This window comes from Paenibacillus silviterrae (assembly GCF_030167925.1).
GTDB classification, from domain to species: domain Bacteria; phylum Bacillota; class Bacilli; order Paenibacillales; family NBRC-103111; genus Paenibacillus_G; species Paenibacillus_G silviterrae.
The window spans coordinates 1,507,417-1,525,346 of the sequence record NZ_JASKUT010000001.1 but is presented as its reverse complement, the minus strand read 5'-3'; the positions used below and the strand labels follow the sequence as shown (position 1 = coordinate 1,525,346).

Sequence of the window (17,930 nt, the reverse complement as noted above, 5' to 3'; positions counted from 1 at the left end):
GTTCCATTGAAAAAATGGTCTGTGCTTTTGGTTGCTCTTGTACTTGCCGTTGTCACGGTGCTTAGCGGTTGTTCATCGGATTCGGGTCAAGGGGGGAATTCTGGCGATGCAAAAGGAAAAACGGCGGTCACTCCGCCAGGTCAGCTGCCCATTGTGAATGAGAAGGTCACGCTCAAGGTGCTGGTTCGAGGCAACAGCTCGGTAGAGGATTTTGCAACGAACGAATTTACGAAATGGCTGGAGGAAAAAACAAACATCCACATCGACTGGGAGATTGCCCCGGAGAAGTCGGCGACGGAAAAGCTGAACCTGGTGCTCTCCAGCGGGGAATATCCAGATGTGATCATGGGCTTCGGCGTGTCCCCGACACAGATGATGATCTTCGGCACCCAAGGCGTCTTTCTCCCGCTGAACAAGCTGATTGAGGAGTACGGCGTCGAGACGAAACGGATGTTCCAGGAAACGCCGAGCGCTAAGGATTTGATTACAGCCCCGGACGGCAATATTTATGCGCTGCCTCAGGTCAATGAATGCTACCATTGCTTCCTGTCCCAGAGAATGTGGATCTACAAGCCTTGGCTTGATAAGCTTGGGCTCGCCATGCCGACAACGACGGAGGAATTCCGCGAGGTGCTGAAGGCGTTCAAAACGAAGGATCCGAATGGCAACGGCAAAGCCGACGAAATCCCGATGGCCGGCAATCCGATCAATTTCCGCGACGGGGTCGATTCCTTTCTCATGAATTCCTTCATTTATAACCCGGCGGATAAGAGGCTATTGCTGAATAACGGTAAGGTGGATGTCTCCTTTAATAAGCCGGAGTTCAAAGAAGGCTTGAAATACCTGCGAAGCTTATATGCGGAAGGCCTCATCAGTCCGCTCTCGTTCACGCAGGACGCCAATCAGCTGAAGCAGATGGGGGAGAGCGAGGTACCGATTCTGGGGGCTTCGTCCGGTCATAATATGGGAACGCTGGCTACCCTGAACGGCAAGAGCGGTCGATGGCTGGAGTATGTCGCCGTACCGCCGCTGAAAGGACCGAAGGGGGTGCGGCTCGCCGCTTACAATCCCTACGCCGTAAGCAACGGTCAGTACGTGATCACCAAGTCGGCGAAAAATCCGGAGGCTGCCTTCCGCTTGGCGGACTATATGTACAATCAAGAAGTAACCTTGCGTTCCATCCACGGCCGGATCGGGCAAGAGGTGCGGATGGCAGAGAAAAACGAAATCGGCATTAACGGCAAGCCGGCGCTTTGGAAGCAGCTCGTTGGCTGGGGACAGATCCAGAATGTCCATTGGAGCCAGACCGGACCGAGCTACCGCACGAGCGACTTCCGCTTAGGGGAGGTAGCGAGCCCCGACCAGCCTCTGGAGCCAACGCTGTATAAGGAGACGAAGGAGAAGATGGAGCCCTACAAGGTATCGCTTGATCAAGTGCTGCCGCCCCTGTTCTTTACCTCCGATCAGGCCTCCGAGCTGGCGGATCTCGATAAGGTGATCAATGATCATGTGAAAGAAATGATTGCCCGCTTCGTGACAGGGGATGTTGATATCGACAAGGGCTGGGACGGATATATAAAGAATCTGGAGAATATGAACCTGAAGCGTTATTTGGACATTTATCAGCAAGCCTACGATGCGAAGTTTAAGAAAAAGTAGCCTTAGTCGGTATGTCCCCGAGCCATCGTGACTCGGGGATCTTTACTATCTAGCGGTAATTTCGTTTGTAGTCCAAGGGGGTGATCCCTTCGTGCTGTTTGAAGACGGCGCAGAAATAGCTGGTATCCCAGAATCCGACGCTTCTGCCGGCTTGCGTAATGGTGACGTCCTTTTCATGCAGAAGCTCCTTCGCTTTCTGCAAGCGAAGCTTGGTCAGGTAGGCGATCGGGGTCATTTGCATCGTCTGTTTAAAAATCCGGCATAAGTACTGATGAGATATCCCAGCGGCGCCGGCCATCTCACTGAGTGAGATATTGCTGTCGTAATGCTGCTCCATATACTCCTGCACTTGATTCAGGAGACTGTAGGCTGCCGTATTGGCGGGAGTTCGCTCATCCACGATGCAGCTTGGCAAATCCAGGAGAAAGTTGTACAGCTTCCCGGTGGTGTTCAAGCCGATATCGTGATGCTTGCTGCAGGCGGCGGTAAAAATGTCATGAATGTGCCTTTCCAGAAGCTGCGCATTCTGCAAACGGTACACCTTGGATTTCGTCATGAGAAGCTTTTGCAGCAGCGGTCGTACCCCGAAACCGTGAAAGGCGATCCAGTGGGTTTCCCATGGCTCCTCGAGCGCATGGTATTTGTGCGCGACTCCGGGATAGATCAGCATCCCCATATTCGGTTCCAGCACATATTCCGCTGCGTCCAGCAGCAGCCGGCCTTTCCCTTGAATCGTATGAAGCCATATGAACTCCGTATAGCCGTGCTGGCGATGGATCGGGATTTGGTTCTCCATTCCCCCGACACTATATAAATACACAGGCAGCAGCGAGCGGTTCGTTATAACAGGAACAATAAATTGCCTCATCGCGTTCTCCTTATCGTTTCAAAAATCAATATAATATGAAATATTTCGGATTGATAACGCCATGGAAACGCCTTACGATGGTAAAGAAACAAAGGTTATCAAGGGCTGTGTGTATGCTAGCTTTACTTTAATATATTCTTATAATTGATTCAATGGAACAAAAGAAAGGAGCCATCCATTTAAAATGAACCAACAGGAGCTGCTGCTTTGGTATAACCAGCCGGCTGAAGTATGGGAGGAAGCTCTTCCTATAGGAAACGGACGGCTGGGCGGTATGATGTTCGGGGGTACCCATAAGGAACTCATCCAATTGAACGAGGACACGGTATGGTCCGGCCCTCCGGGCAGGGAGGAGATGGACCGTCCGTTTCCCGGTTTGGATCGGGTAAGGAAGCTTATCGCCGAGAAGCAATTCGTGGAAGCGGAGAAAATCATCGCGCAGGAGGTGCAGGGACCGTATACGCAATCGTTTCTGCCCTTGGGAGATTTGCATATCGACTTCCATGGAACGGGAGCCGTCGAATCTTACCAGCGGAAGCTCGATTTGCGAAATGCCACAATCCAAGTGGAATATGAGCAAGCAGGGCGGAAGTACGGTCGGGAGGTATTCGCCAGCGCGCCGGAGCAGCTTTTGGCCGTAAGGCTGACCTGCAGCGAACCGACGCTTCGATTCTCAGCCTCGCTCGATTCGCAGCTTGAGCACAGCATCGAACGGCTTTCCGATCGTCATCTCGTACTGAAGGCCAAATGCCCGACCCATGTGGAGCCGAACTATCGCCGGCATATCGAGAATCCGGTTCGCTATGAGAATCAGCCCAGTGTGGAGCTTGAGCTTCATTTGTATGTACATATTGAGCAGGGAGCGGTTGTAACTAATGACGCAACTCATGTTGAGATACACGATACGAGCTCCGCGCTATTGATTATAACGGCGGCTACATCGTATCCCAATTTGACGGCGGAGGACCGACATGATCGGCTAAGAGCCCAGTGTATGGAAAGGTTACAACGCGCTCTGTCCATGACCTATTCCGAGCTGTACCAAAGGCATCAAGAGGAGCACCGGTCGTTATTCGACCGGGTAGAGCTTGACCTCGGCATCACAGAGGCTGCCCAGCTGCCGACGAACGAACGGCTGGACCGATTTCGCCATGGCTCGGATGACCCCCAGCTGGCTGCGCTTTTCTACCAGTTCGGCCGATATTTGCTGATTGCCTCCTCCCGGGAGGGTACGCAGCCGGCCAATCTGCAGGGCATCTGGAATCGGCAGCTTCGACCGCCCTGGAGCTCCAACTATACGACCAATATCAATACGGAGATGAATTACTGGCTTGCCGAAACCGGTAACCTAAGCGAATGTCATGAGCCTTTATTTGCGATGATTCGCGAGCTGAGTCAATCAGGTCGCAAGACGGCGGCAACGAGCTTCGGCTGCCGCGGCTGGACGGCCAACCATAACGTGGATCTTTGGCGGCTCAGCAATCCGGTCGGGGAAGAAGGAGGCGACCCCAAATGGGCGTTCTGGCCGATGGCCGGGGCGTGGCTCTGCCGTCATCTTTGGGAGCACTATGCATTTGGCCTCGATGAGGATTTCCTAAGGAATCAAGCCTATCCGATCATGAAGGAAGCGGCGCTATTCTGCCTGGATTGGCTCGTTGAGGACGCCTCCGGGTACCTCGTAACAAGTCCGTCCGCCTCTCCGGAAAATAAATTTATTGCGGATAACGGCCAAGAGGCCTCGATCAGTATGGCCTCCACGATGGACATGTCGTTGATCCGGGACTTGTTTGCCAACTGCATAAAGGCAATCGACATCGTGGGGGAAGACGCAGAGCTCCGGGAGCAGCTAAGGAAGGCGAGCGATAGGCTGTACCCGTTTAAGATCGGGAAGCACGGCCAGCTGCAGGAGTGGTACCTGGACTTTGAGGAGGTAGAGCCGGGTCATCGCCACATTTCCCATTTGTACGGGCTGTACCCCGGTGACGAAATACAGCTTCGCCGAGATACGGAGCTTAGCGAAGCGGCCCGCATATCGCTGGCGAGAAGACTGGAGTACGGCGGCGGGCACACCGGCTGGAGCTGCGCCTGGATCATCAACGTCTTCGCACGGCTTGAGGATGCCGCTAACGCCTATCAATACGTGAAGACGCTATTGCAAAAATCCACCTATCCGAATCTGTTCGATGCACATCCGCCTTTCCAGATCGACGGGAACTTCGGAGGAGCAGCCGGGATCGCAGAGATGCTGCTGCAAAGTCATGCCGGAGAGATCAGTCTGCTGCCCACGCTGCCGGAAGAGTGGAAGAAGGGATCCGTTATGGGATTGCGGGCACGAGGAAACTTTGAGGTCGACCTGTCCTGGGATGCAGGCCGATTGCGGGAAGCATCCATTCGGTCGGGTTCGGGCGGGCGCTGTATCGTTAGAACGAAGCACGCGGTCATCAAAGTCACGTCGGATGGCGAACCGGTTGCTTGGGAAGAAGCAGGCCCGCTGCAAATTTCATTTTTAACCGAAGCGGGAGCCGTATATCGAATTTATTGCTGAGCTTCAGCATGAGATTAGTTAATGTAAAGAGGAGGGACTCGGAATGGACGTAGTACACAAGCCACGGCAAATGGAGCGGATCGGGCGCGGTTTGGTAGCGATGAAGGCGGAGGCAGGAGTATATGTGGGATGGCGCCTGCTTGGAACTGAGCCGGAGGACATCGGATTTCATCTGTATCGGGATGGGGTAAGGGTGAATTCCGAGCCTATTGCTACAAGCACCAATTATGTTGATACGGAAGGACAGCCCGATTCCCAATACACGGTTCGCGCGGTGGTTGGCGGCGTCGAGCAGCCTCCTTCGGAAACAGTAGGGGTGTGGGATACGAATTACACGATAATTCCGCTTCAGAAGCCCGAAGGAGGTATTTCACCGGATGGTGTTGCCTATACGTACAGCGCGAATGATGCAAGTGTAGGGGATGTCGACGGGGACGGCGAGTATGAAATCATCCTCAAATGGGATCCTTCGAACTCACATGATAATGCTCATTCCGGCTACACCGGAAACGTATATTTGGACGCCTATAAGCTGGACGGACGTTTCCTGTGGAGAATCGATCTGGGGAGAAACATTCGCGCAGGAGCACATTACACACAGTTCCTGGTTTATGATTTGGATGGCGACGGTAAGGCGGAAATCGCTTGTAAAACGGCGGACGGCACGATCGACGGCGAAGGAAACGTCATCGGAGACCCGGAGGCGGATTACCGCAATGAGCGGGGCTTTATCCTCGAAGGCCCCGAGTACCTTACCGTATTCGGCGGAGAGACGGGCAGGGCGCTGGCAACAACGTTCTATGAGCCTCCTCGGGGAAATGTCGCCGATTGGGGCGATAGCAAAGGAAATCGCGTCGACCGGTTTCTTGCTTGTGTCGCTTATTTGGATCGAGAACGCCCAAGCTTGGTCATGTGCCGCGGATATTACACAAGAACGGTGTTGGCGGCGTTCAATTGGAGAGACGGAGAGCTGACGAAGGTATGGACCTTTGACAGCCATGAGCCCGGTTATGAAAGCTATGCAGGACAAGGCAACCATAGCGTAGCCGTCGCCGATGTCGACGAGGACGGCAGGGACGAGATCATCTACGGCTCCTGTGTAATCGATCATGACGGGACGGGACTTTATACGACGGGGCTCGGACATGGCGATGCCATGCATGTAAGCAGCTTGAACCCGAACCGGCAAGGGCTGGAAGTGTTCCAGGTTCATGAGAATCCTTCGGAGCATGGCATCGAGGTCCATGACGCCCGGACGGGAGAAATTCTTTGGGGGCTGCCTTCGGCCAGCGATATCGGCAGGGGGATGGCGGCGGATATTGACCCGCGTTATGACGGAGCGGAGGTTTGGGCGTCGGACAACTGGAAAACCGGCGGCTTCGGGCTGCACAGCGTCTCCGGGGAGAAGATATCGGACCGCACCCCGCAATCCTTTAATTTCGCGATATGGTGGGACGGGGATTTGCTTCGTGAGCTTCTGGATCACGATTTTGATCCGGGGACAGGAATCGGCGTAGGCCGGATCGATAAGTGGGACTACATGAATGAGCGGCTTGTGAACCTAATCACCTTCGAGGGTACCCGCTCCAACAACTGGACGAAGGGAAACCCTTGTCTTCAAGCGGATCTGTTCGGGGACTGGAGAGAGGAGGTCATCTGGCGTACGGATGACAGTACAGCCTTACGAATCTACTCGACCACGGATGTGACGGAGCACCGGATCCATACCTTGATGCATGACCCTGTATACCGGCTCAGCGTAGCATGGCAGAACGTCGCCTACAATCAGCCGCCGCATCCAAGCTTCTTTCTGGGCCACGGGATGAAGCAGCCTCCGAAGCCATCGATTTATGTAACCCGATAGACGGATCTTTACGATACAAAATGCACCCCTTATCCTTGTCGGCCCCGAGCGGAGATCGATTCGAAAGATAAGGGGTGCATTCCTGCTTTAGCAAGCCAAGCCATATCAGGGAAGTTTTCTCTGCTGCCAAGCCGAGTATTGCTCATTGATTTCCCGGATATAATCGCTCCCGCCGCTTTGCTTCCATCTGTCCATGGCCGCACGATGCCCGGCTTCGTCAATTTCTCCGTAAATGAACCGGACGAGCGCCTCCTTGACGATCCCATCCAGCTTCTCGCCCTGCGAACCATACGTTTCTGAAGAAAAGGGCTCCGCAGGATTGAGCACGAAGTGCTTCTCGCTGGACTGCATCAGGGCAGGGAACGTTTGCCTTAGCCGGGTCGGCTTCGGGGAGAGGTATCGCTCCTCCGGGATATACATCAGCATCTGATTCAAACCGAAGATCTCGCTATTATTTTTCGTCGACTTTACATACCCGCCCTCAAGCTCGTAATGCCGGCCCTCCAATCCGTTCGTCAGCAGGCTCTGCAGCTCCGGCTCGTTCAGCCGGTCCAAGAAGCCGAGAACCTTGCGAAGCTCCGCCTCGGACGACACCGAGGACTTCGGAATGACAAGCATCCCGTTATAGCCCGACGTAGGAAGGAGGCGCAGGCCCTTGGGTCCGGCAACTCCGGAAATCGCATCCATTACGTCGGCTTTAGGATCCTTCTTGCGGATCCCCGTTTCGATTTGTCCCGCCCGCTCCAATACATCAATGACAGCGCCGGCCTTGCCCTGTATGACGGGGAGATTCCAGCGGCTGGAATCCATCACGGCGAAATCAGGATTAATCAGCTTCTCGTCGTACAGCCTCTTAAAAAACCTTAGAGCCTCCATGTACTCTTCCGTGAGATGTGCGGGGATGAGACGGCCCTGCGGATCGAGTCCCCATTTATTAGGAACTCCCAGCCAGGTGCCCATGATGTCAAAGGGACCGAAATACTTGGTGATCACCATGCCATAGGTGTCGTCGACGCCGTTCCCATCGGGATCTTGGTACGTGAAAGCATGGAGCATCCGGTAAAATTCCTCTACGGTCGTCGGTCTTCGCAGCCCCACCTTGTCAAGCCAGTCCTTTCGAAAGGCGATTCCGTAACGTCCCATCGGTCTGGAACGATAGATAGAATAGATGCGGCCATTCACCGAAAGATTGTCCAGTACTGTGCGGTTTGACTGACGCAGATGCGGGAACTCCGACAGGTAAGCCCCCAGCTCCCAGAACAAGCCCGCCTCGGCAGCCTTGATGAAAGCGGCGGATTTCTCCTTCATGACCATGACGGTCGGCTTGCTGTGCGATTCCAGTTTGATGCTAACCTTATCGTCGTAGATCGGATCCGGTACGAATTCGAGCTCCAGATCGACATTCGTACGCCGCTCCAGCTCCTGAATGACGGGAGAGTCCGCGCTCGGGTAACTGCTGCGCCCGGTAGGGACCATGAAACGAATCTTGAGCTTTGCCTGTGCTGCGGCATCGTGGATCCTGTCGGCAGAAAGAGCGGCAATCCCCTTCGTCTCTAGACCGGAGCAGCCGGTCATCACACCCGTAAGGAGCAGGAGCAGGAGCATGCCGGCCGTATAAGAATACAGCGCCGGGTGACGCTTGGCCATTTACGGTTTCACCCCCATGGTGCCTTCATAGCGATCCTGATAGGCTTCTCTGAACTGGGTGGGAGTAACCCCCTCCAGCTTTTTGAAAATGCGGTTGAAATAGCTTTGCTGGTAACCGGATCGCTCCGCAACTTCTTGTACTTTCAAATCCGTATTCAGTAATAAATCCTTGGCGTTTGAGATTCGCAGCTCCGTTACATAATCGATAAAGTTCTGTCCAGTAATTTGCTTAAAGGCTCTGCTTAGAAAATAAGGATTGGTTCCAAACTGGTCGGCACAGCGTTCCAGAGAAAGATCGAAATCAGCATAGTGCAGCGACAAATAGTCCTTGGTTCTGTGCACCAACAGCTTGGCTTGATCATTGGCACGGTCCTTCATTCCTTCGAGATAGGGGAAGACGATCATATCGCGCAAGTATTCCACCATCCTCTCCGGTTCCCGGATTTGCGCCAGCTGTTCAAAATGGTTTGTTCCCTTGCCGGGGCGCTTCAGGCTGAACCCCGCATACATCGTGGCATGCTGAAGGCTGCCAAGAAGCTGAAGCATGCCCTGCTGCACATCGATGTTTTTCATCTCGCCATTGGCCGTAAGCTCCGTTAGAAACGCCTCGATCCACTGCATCGTTTCCAGCTCGCGCCCTCTGCGGAGCGATTGGATGATTTCCTTCTCCAGATGAAACGGATACCGGATTTCCTTGTCCTCGTGTGTTTCATGCCAGGGGCCGATCTCAAGGATTTGGTTCTCGGCCTCGTAGCTTCGGTATCGAAGCGTACGTCTCGCGTCCTCAACAATGGAAGGAATCCGCGAGGGGGAGAGGGTAGGGCGTCCAACGGCCGCCGTAATCTGAAGCTTGAGGATGCGATTGACGGCTTTGGTGAAATCTTGGATCAGTGCTTGAAGCTGATCGGATGAGAGCACTTGGGCAGGGAAGAGAAGCAGTCCGACGGTAGCATCCTGAAAATCTATCGCCTCAAACTGGTCTGTATACTTCGCCGTTGTTTCCTCAATGATATTTGCTGCGGCAAAAGAAAGGAGAGACTCATCTCCATTGGCAAAACGATCTTTCACGTTTGCAAGGCCGGTCAGCTGGATATAGATCACTTGAATTCTGCGGTTCGTTATTGCCCAGCCATAATGCTCCATTCGTTTCACCAGCTCGCCATCGGTATAGGAGCTGAGGTAGCCAAGCACCAGCTGCAGCATAAAGCCTTTGCGCGTCACAGTCAGCTGTTCCTCCAGCTTCGTTTGAAGCTCCGAGGTCTTACCGGTTACATGTTTCCATTGCTCTTCAATCAATTGAAATTCATCCTCGTCCCCAGGGAGGGAGCGCTTCCCGCCGGAGAGTAGACGAACCAGTTTATCCAGCGGGACGTAAAGCCGTTTGGAAGCATGCCATGACAGTGCAAAAGCGACAATCAGCACGGCGCAGCCCAGGAACAGCAGCAGCTTGGACACGAAGATTACCGTATCCGTGATGACATGGAGCGGAGCTGCGGTCACATAATACCAATTCGTATTGAGCTTGGCATATTTTCCGAAGGTTACGGTGTACCGGGTATCCTTCCAATCGAGGAGGAAGGAGCCCGCTTCCAAATCCCGCTCTGAAGACAGTGACATGAGCTTCTCCGTAATCGCCTGAGATACGCCGGATAAGCCAGGGGGTTCTCCGCTGGAAACCAAGGGGGTCCCGTCCTCCTGCAATAGGAGGGAAAGACCGTTCTGATAAGGAGTCATCGTTTTGAGCAAATCCGTAATCTTATCCTTATCCAGCTGTACCAGGAGCGTGCCTTTTTGCTGGGATTGATTCGTCGCAATTTTATGAACCAAGGTCACCTGCTTCGGCTCGGCGCCATTTAAGTCCGAAGACCAGTAGGACCAGAACACCTTGTCCTCCTGATTCGACAGCGTCCGATAGTTCGCCAGTGCGGCTTCCTCCGACATCGGAATATAGTCCGGTTTGAACAACGTCGGCTGGGTGCCGTCGATAAACAGCTCGATCTTGGAAGCAAGCGGGTGAGAGCCCTGCAGAACCATCAGGCTTTTTGAAATGTTCCACGTTTCTTGAAAGCCCTTAACAAAATCCTTGTGATTCAATGCCGATTGGAACATCGGATCAAACGTCCAATGAACCATCGAGTGCTCCAAATGAGTAAATTGATCGTTCAGTACTTGGATTCTTCGTGCGATTTGGGCGGTATGAAGCTCATAGAGCTCCCGCTCTACGCGGCCGCCTACAAGCCAATAGACGATAGAAGCGACAGCGATGCCGGGAAGCGTGCTTACGAGTAAGATGATCAGCAGGCTTTTCTTGAAATGATTTCCTTTTTGGAAGAACGAAAGCGATTTCAACGGCATATACAGCCGCTTCATGCTAGGAATCATAAGCTCCTCCCTGAACGAAACAAAATAATAACAAGATATTCAAAATGAAATAAAACCTATTCCTTATTCTTACAGACAAATACAAAAAAGGCAAGCCTCACAAACAGATATCGGATCTGCTTGTGCAGCTTGCCTCATTACAGCCTTATTTCGCCGCGGCGGATTGCAGCGCCTTGTTCGATTCCTCTTCAGCGGTACGCAGCATGGTGTTGATATCCATCTCGCCGTTGATGACCTTCACAACATCCTTCGTATATTTCCCCAAGACGGCAGCTTTGCTTTCACTTACTGTTTTCTCAGCCATGGCCGGGAACTTGGAGAAGAAAGCATTGAAGTTTTTATCCTTGTACGGCGTATCCTGACCGAGCGTTTTTTGAATGGCTTCGTTCTTTAACACCGTCATATTTCCTTTCTTCGAGGCTTCCGTCTGATATTCGTCCGAGGTCAGGAATTTGATGACCTCCATCGCCGCATCCTTGTTCTTGGACATCTTCGTGACGGAGATAATGCCCGGGTAAGCCTGTGCGCCTACCCCCGGAAGCTCCTTGAACGCAGGGAACGTTACGACATCCCAGTTAAACGAAGCCATGTCCTGGCTGAATACGACCGGCAGCAGAGGAGAGGCCGTATACATGGCCAAGGTTTTCTCCTTGACGAAGGTGTTCGAATCCGGCAGCTTTCCTTTCAGCTGCTCGATCTTCTTCTTATAAGCTTGGCTTGCGGCAGGGCGGACGAGCATCGTATCTACGATTTTTTTCCACGTATCGTTGTTGATCGTTGCTTTATTCGTCGAACTGTCTACTAGAGGCAAGGAGAAGGGGTTGGCCAGAAACACATGATTGATGGAGGCGGCCAGCCCGGTGTAAACGACTCCGGCTTCCTCGCGCGTAATTTGGTTGGACAGCTCAATGACCTCGTCCCAGGTCATGCCGTCCTTAGGATAAGGCACGCCGAATTTATCGAAGATATCTTTGTTGTAATATAACGCCATCCGGTCGTTATATAGCGGCAAGCCGTAAAGCCCTCCTCCGGACATTTTCTCCAGCGCACCGATGATGCTCGGTTCGAACCGGCTGAGATCGATATTATGCTGCTTGATCAAATCCTTCATATCAAACGCCGTTCCGCTGTCCAGCACCGAGCCGGTGAACGATGCAATGGAGTCCCATTGGATATCGATTTGCGCCCCGGACGTTAAGAGCTGCTGCAAATCCGTACTGTTCGGAACCCGTTGAATGTACTTAATGGTATAATGAGGGAATTTTTGGCGAATCGCATTGCCGAATCGTTCGTTGAAATTTTCCTCCGAATCTCGGCTCGTGGAATAGAACACAAGCTCAGCCGGCTCCGAATTTTTTTTCGCTTCAGCTTCTTTGCCCTCGCCGGTGTTGCCTTGACCCGGTGCGGCGGTGCTGCAGCCGCCTGCGATAAGTGCGAATGCCGTAAGCAAGGTGATGGGGACCGCCCATTGGTTTCTCTGTTTCATTGTAATCCTCCTTGAAAGTAATGAAAGTACTTGCATTCAACATACTCTTCCGGGAAGGCGTTGTTCAATCGGACATATTTGATTGGAGACTGCCTGGTCAAAATCAAAAAAATCCGCAATGCAATCACAGCTCATGATTGACAACTATCCGTACAAAAAAGTGCAATCCAACGGATCTTTCTCCCAAATCAGTGCCGATCAAAAATGTGCAATTGACGGAAAGGCGGCTCGTCACTATAGTGGGAGGGTGATTTCAACAAAGTTGTCAATCAAGATGGGTTCACAAGGAGGAAATGCATATGAGTTCTAAGGAAGCGGTTCCGATGCACTGGTTGAAGCGTCCGGCTTTGTCCGCGGCTGCCACTTGGGGTGTCCCTTGGGCGGAAGGTTCGTTACTCAGAGAAGAGGAATTATCTTTACATAATCCGAGTAGCGGCGCCTCCATACCCGTTCAAAGCTGGCCAACCGCCTATTGGCCTGACGGCAGCATTAAGTGGACAGCCCATGCCGCTGTTCTGGAGGGACAAGGTGCGGAGGGTTATACCCTTACCAAAGGAAAACCTGCAATAGCGGAGAAACGATTGAGGACGGTTGACCATCCGGAGTATATCGAGGTTGATACAGGAAGTATGGTGTGCCGTTTTCATAAAAGAGGTACGGAGCTGATTCGCGAAATGGTGATGGGGGGGCAGGTCATTTGCTCCGGGGGCCGGCTGGTCGGCTTTCGGGAGGAACGCAGCGAAACGGGAGGCTTTGAAGTGCGGAAGAGCATCCCGTTTCAAAGCAGCCTGGCTTCCGTTGAGATAGAACAGGACGGACCGATTCGAGCGGTTGTGAAGGTGACCGGACGCCACCGCTTATCCGGAGGAACGAGGGAATGGCTTCCGTTCACACTGCGCTTCTATTTGTTTGCGAATCATCCTGAAGTCAAAATCGTCCATACCTTTGTATATGACGGGAATCCGCATCAAGATTATGTGAAAGGACTTGGCCTTGCCTTCCGAGTGCCGATGAAGGGACCGTTGTATAACCGGTATGTCCGGTTTGCCGGCGATACGGGCTTTTTTATCGAATCACCGAAGGGACTTATGAACTGGCGGCTGAGCGAGAAGGTGGAGGAGCTGTACAAACAGCAAATGAGAGGCATTCCCGTTTCCTTCGATAGCGATGAAGATGCCAAATTTCTGGGCATTTTGGACGATTCGGCGGTATGGGACGGCTTCAAGCTGACCCAGCTGTCGGCGGACTCCTATGCGGTCTCCAAGCGGACGAAGGAGGGCTGCAGCTGGATCAAGGCAGTGAACGGGCGCAGGGCCGGCGGCCTTGGCTACGTGGGAAGCGAAAGCGGTGGGATGGCCGTAACGATGCGCCACTTCTGGAGAAAATACCCTTCGTCCATGGAAGCTTCCCGCCTGTCGAAGGACGAGGCGGAGCTCACGGCTTGGCTGTGGTCACCGGACGCCGAAGCGATGGACTTGCGGCACTATGACACGGAAACGCACGTGGAGTCGGCTTATGAGGGCGCTCACGAAATGCGGAGCACGCCGTACGGTGTCGGCAATACCAATGAGCTTTCCCTTTGGTGCTTCGAGAGTACCCCGGAGCCGCAGATGCTCGAATCAATCGTGGAGGAAAACGAATCTCCCTCGCTGCTCGTTTGTTCGCCGGAGCGCTATCAAAGCACCTATGTGTTCGGTCCATGGAGCCTGCCGGATCGCAGTACACCGCTTAAAGCGTATTTGGAGGAGGGGCTGGAGGAGGTCGTCCGCTTCTATCAAGATGAGGTGGAGCGGCGCAGCTGGTATGGCTTCTGGGACTACGGGGATGTGATGCACAGCTACGATCCTGTACGGCACACCTGGAAATACGATATCGGCGGCTGCGCTTGGCAAAATACGGAGCTGGCCACGAACTATTGGCTTTGGTACGTATTCCTTCGTACGGGCAAGGAGGACTTCTTCCGTTTAGCGGAAGCGATGACACGCCATACAAGTGAAACGGACGTATATCATGCCGGTGAATATGCCGGTCTTGGCTCCAGACATAATGTCCTGCATTGGGGCTGCGGCTGCAAGGAGGCCCGGATTGCCATGGCCGGACTACACCGGATGTACTATTATTTGACGGCTGACGAACGGATCGGCGATGTGATGGACGAGGTGAAGGACGCCGATTACTCGGTGGAGCATCTGGACCCGATGCGCTATTATTTTCCGAAGGACGAATTCCCGACCCACGTTCGTTCCGGTCCCGACTGGGCGGCGTTCTGCTCCAATTGGTCCACCCGATGGGAGCGCTATGAGGATACCCGTTACCGTGATAAAATGGTAAAAGGGATCGAATGCCTGAAGTCCATGCCGTATCGGCTTCTGACCGGCCCGACCTTCGGCTATAACGCCAAAACCGGCGACCTGCTCTTCATGGGCAACGAGAATTCAGGCCATCAATTGATGATGAGCATGGGCGGCGCCCAGGTATGGATGGAAATGGTTCATCTCCTCAAGGATCCGGAGTGGGAGGACATGGTGGTCGAGTTCGGCGAATTTTATAATCTCCCGAAGGAGGAGAAGGCCCGCCGGACCAATGGTGAGATTGTAGGGAAGGACTGGGGCATCCCAATGCTCTCGAGCCCGCTCGTCGCATTCGCGGCTGCCAAGAAGCAGGATAAGGAGCTTGCGGACTTGGCATGGCAGCTGCTGCTCGGGGAAAATACGCATTGGCAGCTGAAGTTTCCTATGGAAACGAAAACGCCGGACCCTTGGGAATATGCCACTCCGGTCCGCGAAATTCCTTGGATGTCGACGAATACGGCGGCACAGTGGTCGCTGAATGTGATTATTTGCCTCGAGCTGATAGGAAATTACTTACCGGGGGACGAAATAGTATAGGAGCTTCATTATAGATTAGGAGGACATTCGCATGACTTTGAAATTAGGAATTCGCGCTCATGATTTTGGCAAGCTCCCCTTGGAGCAAATGGCCGCAAAGGTCGGCTCCTTCGGCTTTCGTTCGATTCAGCTGGCGTTAGCGAAGGCGATCGCCGATATGGACAGCGGTCTTGGCAAGCTAAGTCCTGGCTACGCCAATCATGTTGCGGAGACATTCGGCAAGCAAGGGGTTCGGGTGGCCGTTCTGGGCTGTTACATTAATCCGATCAACCCGGATAAGGCGGAGCGCCGGTACGAAATCGACCGCTTTAAGGAGCACCTTCGCTATGCTCGCGATTTCGGCACATCACTGGTTGCAACGGAGACAGGTCGATTAGATACATACCTGAAGGACTACCCGAATGACTATAAGGAAAAAGCCTGGGCGATTCTGCGGGAAACCGTAGAGGAGCTTGCGGAGCAAGCGGAGAAATACGGGGTGATTGCGGCCATCGAGCCGGCGACGTCGCTGGTCATTCATTCTACGGAAGGCATGCTGCGTATGCTGGAGGAGGTTCCGTCTCCGAACCTGGGCGTATTGATCGATCCGTGTAACCTTATGGATACGGACAATATTGTAAGGCAGGACGAGGTAATGAAGGAAGCGTTCGAGGCGCTTGCCGCCCGTACCGTATTAATTCATGCCAAAGATATCAAGGAAAACGAGAAGGGCCGGTTCGAATATACAGGCCTCGGAACCGGGTTGCTCAACTACCCGTTGTTCCTCCAGCTGGTCCGCCAGTACAAGCCTCATATCGATATTACACTGGAGGGCGTCACGGAAGAGCACCTTCCTGCTTCACTTGATTTCTTCACCAAAACATGGAATGAAGTCAAGCTGTAGGAAATCAATTCCCTGATTATTACCTTCATTAAGGAAGGGTTTACAGCGATAACACCGATAATCATCCTATTCGGTGCTATTGCCGTAGGCCCTTTTCTCTGTAAAGCTCGGCATTCAACCAATCATCGGATTATATACAAATGCCTGATATTGGTTTATCCTCAACTTTGTAAATCGAGGAGAGTGGGGGCTGTAATCGATGAGTCGGAGAAAGAAAGCGGTAGGGATCATCGCGGGCGCTGCGCTTATGGCTTTCCTTGCTGTTGGCTGTCAAGGTAAAAACGCTGCGGTAAGCGGTCCGGCAGATACTCAAGTCATTACCATGATGGCGAATTTGTTTACTACCGAAGTGCCGTCCGATCGCATCGAAAAGCTGCTTGAAGAGAAAACGGGGACAAGGCTGGAGATCCAGTGGGTGCCGGACGACAGCTATGAAGAGAAGCTGAATGCCGCGTTTGCCACAGGTACGCTTCCAAAGGCAACCTTTCTAAAAAATCAGACCTCGCTGCTTCTGTTCAAGGATGCCATTCGAAATGATCAATTCTGGGAAATCGGGCCTTATCTAAAGGATTATCCGAACTTGCAAAGGCTGGACCCGCAAGTGTTGTCCAATACAGCTGTTGACGGCAAAATCTACGCGATTTATAAAGAAACGCCGACAGCTCGCTCGGGTATTATTTACCGGAAGGACTGGGCGGACCGTCTCGGCTTAACGGCTCCCAAGACGATTGACGACGTATATAACATGATGAAGGCCTTCAAAGAGAAGGACCCGGATCAAAACGGCCTCCATGATACCATCGGGCTTGCCGATCGGAACGATCTTGTCTACGGCGCCTTCAAAACGGTAGCGTCGTGGTTCGGTACGCCGAATCAATTTGCGGTAAGCGGCGGCAGCATCGTTGCCGATTTTATGGATCCCGCCTATATGGAAACGATGAAATTTTTCAAAAAGCTGCATCAAGAGGGCTTGATGAACCAGGATTTCCCTGTCACCTCCAAGAACGATCAGCAAAACCTGTTGATTTCCGGCAAAGCCGGCATGTACATCGGTTCGATGGGCGACGTGGTCAGCCTGCAAAAGAAGATGACGGAGGTTAACCCGAGAATCGAGTTGGACGTGCAAAATGTTATTCAAGGCGGGCCGAAGGGCTACGGCATCTGGGGGGTACCAGGCTTCGGCAATGCCGTGCTGTTCCCGAAATCAGCAGTCAAAACGGAGGCGGAGCTGAGAAGCCTGCTGTCCTTTTTCGACAAGCTGATGACCCCCGAGCTCGGGCTGCTGATCTACAGCGGTCTGGAGGGCGAGCACTATACGATGAAGGACGGCAAGGTGGCGCCGGTTCAGGATGTGAAGCTGACGGACAAGGAAGTCAAGCCATATCAATCCCTGCAGATCGGGGGGCCGAGCACAATCAGCAGCCTGGTGTTCTATCATGAGCTGCCAGTGAAGCAGAAAGCGGAGCAATTGACAATCGATAACGGTAAATACCTTATCCATGATCCGACGTTGTCACTCGATTCCAAAACGTATATCGAGAAGGGCGCTCGTCTGCAGGAATGGATCAAGGACGCCACGTACATGTTCATCCTGGGTCGCATGGACGAAGCAGGCTTTCGTAAAGAAGTGGAACGCTGGAAGGCGGAAGGCGGCAATGAAATCTTGAAGGAATTTACCTTATCGTACCAAGCGGCTAAGAAGTAATCA

At 53.0% G+C, this 17,930-nt stretch carries 10 protein-coding genes; 6 read left to right on the top strand and 4 right to left on the bottom strand.

Annotation, left to right across the window (positions count from 1 at the left end):
* Positions 1-6: 6 nt before the first annotated feature.
* Positions 7-1,659 carry an ABC transporter substrate-binding protein gene (locus QMO62_RS06530; RefSeq protein WP_284639565.1) on the top strand — a complete coding sequence of 551 codons (1,653 nt, stop codon included), beginning with the start codon at positions 7-9 and terminating at the stop codon, positions 1,657-1,659.
* 49 nt (positions 1,660-1,708) lie between these two features.
* Here the strand turns inward: QMO62_RS06530 and QMO62_RS06525 are convergent, their stop codons facing one another.
* Entirely contained in the window at positions 1,709-2,527 is an 819-nt protein-coding gene (locus QMO62_RS06525) for a helix-turn-helix transcriptional regulator (RefSeq protein ID WP_284639563.1), read from the bottom strand.
* 184 nt (positions 2,528-2,711) lie between these two features.
* On the opposite strand from QMO62_RS06525, the gene QMO62_RS06520 reads away from it, so the two are divergent.
* Together QMO62_RS06520 and QMO62_RS06515 are read left to right on the top strand one after the other, a co-directional pair.
* Entirely contained in the window at positions 2,712-5,072 is a 2,361-nt protein-coding gene (locus QMO62_RS06520) for a glycoside hydrolase family 95 protein (RefSeq protein ID WP_284639561.1), read from the top strand.
* Between the two features lie 43 nt (positions 5,073-5,115).
* Positions 5,116-6,936 (top strand): rhamnogalacturonan lyase, encoded by a 1,821-nt coding sequence (locus QMO62_RS06515; protein ID WP_443690012.1) that lies wholly within the window; start codon positions 5,116-5,118, stop codon positions 6,934-6,936.
* 105 nt (positions 6,937-7,041) lie between these two features.
* Here the strand turns inward: QMO62_RS06515 and QMO62_RS06510 are convergent, their stop codons facing one another.
* The 3 genes from QMO62_RS06510 to QMO62_RS06500 form a co-directional block, all read right to left on the bottom strand.
* Positions 7,042-8,583, bottom strand: a complete 1,542-nt coding sequence (locus QMO62_RS06510) for an extracellular solute-binding protein (protein WP_284639560.1) — start codon at positions 8,581-8,583, stop codon at positions 7,042-7,044.
* Positions 8,584-10,965, bottom strand: a complete 2,382-nt coding sequence (locus tag QMO62_RS06505; protein ID WP_284639559.1) for an AraC family transcriptional regulator — start codon at positions 10,963-10,965, stop codon at positions 8,584-8,586.
* A gap of 145 nt (positions 10,966-11,110) precedes the next feature.
* On the bottom strand, positions 11,111-12,451 hold the full coding sequence (locus tag QMO62_RS06500) for an ABC transporter substrate-binding protein (protein WP_284639558.1): 1,341 nt from the start codon (positions 12,449-12,451) through the stop codon (positions 11,111-11,113).
* Positions 12,452-12,750: 299 nt separating this feature from the next.
* Here QMO62_RS06500 and QMO62_RS06495 point away from each other — a divergent pair, with 299 nt between their 5' ends.
* The 3 genes from QMO62_RS06495 to QMO62_RS06485 all read left to right on the top strand — a co-directional run bounded on the left by QMO62_RS06495 (position 12,751) and on the right by QMO62_RS06485 (position 17,927).
* Positions 12,751-15,339, top strand: coding sequence for an exo-rhamnogalacturonan lyase family protein (locus QMO62_RS06495; RefSeq protein ID WP_284639556.1), 2,589 nt, complete (start codon positions 12,751-12,753; stop codon positions 15,337-15,339).
* Positions 15,340-15,370: 31 nt separating this feature from the next.
* Positions 15,371-16,222 carry a sugar phosphate isomerase/epimerase family protein gene (locus tag QMO62_RS06490; protein WP_284639555.1) on the top strand — a complete coding sequence of 284 codons (852 nt, stop codon included), beginning with the start codon at positions 15,371-15,373 and terminating at the stop codon, positions 16,220-16,222.
* 199 nt (positions 16,223-16,421) lie between these two features.
* Positions 16,422-17,927, top strand: a complete 1,506-nt coding sequence (locus QMO62_RS06485; protein WP_284639553.1) for an extracellular solute-binding protein — start codon at positions 16,422-16,424, stop codon at positions 17,925-17,927.
* Positions 17,928-17,930 lie beyond the last annotated feature (3 nt).